Source organism: Collinsella sp. CLA-ER-H2 (assembly GCF_040092405.1).
Taxonomy (GTDB): Bacteria; Actinomycetota; Coriobacteriia; order Coriobacteriales; family Coriobacteriaceae; genus Collinsella.
In genome coordinates this window covers 1-1,707 of record NZ_JBBNLO010000060.1, presented here as the reverse complement: position 1 = coordinate 1,707, position 1,707 = coordinate 1, and the positions used below count along the sequence as shown (strand labels likewise).

General features: G+C 61.2%; 1 protein-coding gene. It reads left to right on the top strand.

What is annotated here, in order from left to right; genetic code table 11:
- Positions 1–187: 187 nt before the first annotated feature.
- Positions 188–1,707: ATP-binding cassette domain-containing protein (locus AAAX59_RS09630; RefSeq protein WP_349071599.1), on the top strand; the 1,520-nt coding region annotated here is incomplete at its 3' end.

Genomic DNA, 1,707 nt, shown 5'->3' with positions numbered 1-1,707 from the left:
ATCTTCATTCGGTCTGTCATTATCAATCTAACGATGCTTTGAGGAATGTAGGTGCTTCTAAATGTACTGTCGACTTCTTCTCAAACTAATCCTAAGAGACAAGGCCGTATGGATTTGTACGCTCGTTCTTGCCGCAGCCTTCTCCGTCCCCATTGCGTTCAATTCACCCATCTACGGGCCCTTCTTTATGAAGCAGGGCATGCAGGGCTTTGTCGACGCATTCAATACGCGCGCGCCCCAGGCCAGCGGCACAGACCTATCGCCAGAGCAGCAAGATGACGCTGAGCTTGCAAGATACGCGAACGCCGCCCTCGCCGCTCAAACCGACGCCGCCTTTCTCGACTCTGCCGAGAGCTACTACGCGCTCATGGACGAGGGCTTCCAATCCGGGTCCATCGTGGGGGACCAGGAGACCAATGACGCAGAGCTCGCATATTGCCGCGCCCTGAGCAGCTCCGGCATCGCGGATATCCCGGCCTCCGCAAACGACCTGCCGTTCCTCTCCTTCCTGCCCTACGCCATTGCCCAGGCGCCGTCCTTCCTTCCCTTCATCCCCTTCCTTCTCTCGTCGATACTCGTGCTCGGCGCCACAAGGCCCGGGACCCTGGCGGCAAAGGCGCCCGTGCCCAAATTCCGGCGCCTTATCCAAACCGTGTTTTCGATAATCGGCGCGGGGACCGCGATGCTCCTCGCCGGCCTCGCGCCCGGGGGCATTTGCGCCTTGGCCCTAAACGGATTCGGGCAGATCGGGTACCCGATCGCCTTCTTCCATAACGGCGCGCTCACCACCACGACCGCGGGAAACGTCTTCACGACCATACTTCTCGCGCTGCTCGCGGGCGGAACCTTGATATCCGTTTGTTCCGTCGTCCTATCGACCGCAACGAGGCGCGTCTTCGCGGGCCCCCTTACCTCCGCGCTGCTTGTCGCGGCCCCGGCATTCCCGTTACTGTCCGATTCGGCGCTGGAGCATAGCGCCGCGCTCAATCTCCTGCCGCTGGCCGTGTTCTCGCCTATCGAGGCAACGGGTTACGTAGGATGCTCCCCGACAGAATTCATTGGCTCCGGTTCAGGCAGCGCATCGATGCTTGCCGTGGCCCTGGTATACGCCGCGGTCCTTTTCGCGGTCGGCGCCGTTGCGACACGTTCGCCCAAACAGCCTGGACCCGCGAAAAAGCACCATGGGCTCGAGCTCCTGGACGCGAGCGTGGGATACGGAAGCACGACGATACTTTCAATCGGATCGCTTTTCCTGAGCCCGGGAACGGCGGCGGGCCTCATTGCTCCCAACGGCTCGGGGAAAACCACCCTTCTTGAAGCGCTGTCGGGCCAATTTCCCACCCGCATCCGCTCGGGAAGCCTGGAGGCAGACGGAATCTGCCAACGCCGATCAGCCGAATTTGCGGAACTCGTCTACCTGAGCTCTTCGGGCAGCGCGGATCTCTACCCCACGCTATCGGCCATCGAGCACCTTGCTTTCGTTAGGGAGGCGTGGAAATCGGCCGCCGACATCGACTCGCTCTGCGACTCCCTCGGAATCTCCCCATATCTCGACAAGCCGACCCGTAAACTCTCGACGGGAATGAAGCAGCAGGTAAAGCTTGCCATGGCGATAGCGACCGGTTGCCCGTACCTCATCCTCGATGAGCCGCTGAACGGCCTCGATCCGGGAAAGCGGAAAACCTCCTGCGACGCGATGCGCAGCGA